Annotated in this window: 1 protein-coding gene; it reads right to left on the minus strand. The window is 50.0% G+C overall.

Annotated features, from left to right (window positions below; all coding sequences use genetic code 11):
- The coding region (locus R7190_RS28125; protein ID WP_318137957.1) for a molybdopterin-dependent oxidoreductase at nucleotides 1-652 on the minus strand (652 nt) is incomplete at both ends.

Genomic DNA, 652 nt, shown 5'->3' on the forward strand with positions numbered 1-652 from the left:
TGACCGCGCAGTGGGTTAATACCACCACCCTCAATACCGATGTTGCCACACAACAATTGCAGGTTTGCAATCGAACGAACGTTGTCGTGCCCTGTTGTATGCTGGGTAATACCCATTGAGTAATACACCGCGGTGCGTTTTGCCGTGCCAATCATTCGCGCCATCGCGAAAATATCGTCCGCTTTTACGCCCGTCACTAACTCAACTTTGTCGAGGTTGTACGCTGGCGACATCACCTCTTGAAGCAAGGTATCAAAGCCGTCTACGCGCTCTTCGATGTATTCTTGATCGTACCAACCATTTTTGATGATTTGCTGCATCACGCCATTGAGCAACATAACATCCGTACCCGGACGATGCGCTAAGTACAGCTCTGCATGTTCGGCCATGTCTACTCGTTTCGGGTCTGCCACAATCAAGCGTGCCCCGTGATGACGAATCGCCTGTTTGATGTGCGAAGCGATGATCGGGTGCGCAGATGTGGTGTCAGAACCGATAATAAAGATCACATCGGAATGCTTAATGCTTGGAATGTCGTTGGTCATCGCACCACTCCCCAACGATGCTTCAAGCCCTGTCACACTTGATGCGTGACACAAACGTGCGCAGTGATCAACGTTGTTCGTACCAAGTTCACGACGGATGAATTTTT

This window comes from Vibrio sp. 1078-1, from assembly GCF_033340475.1.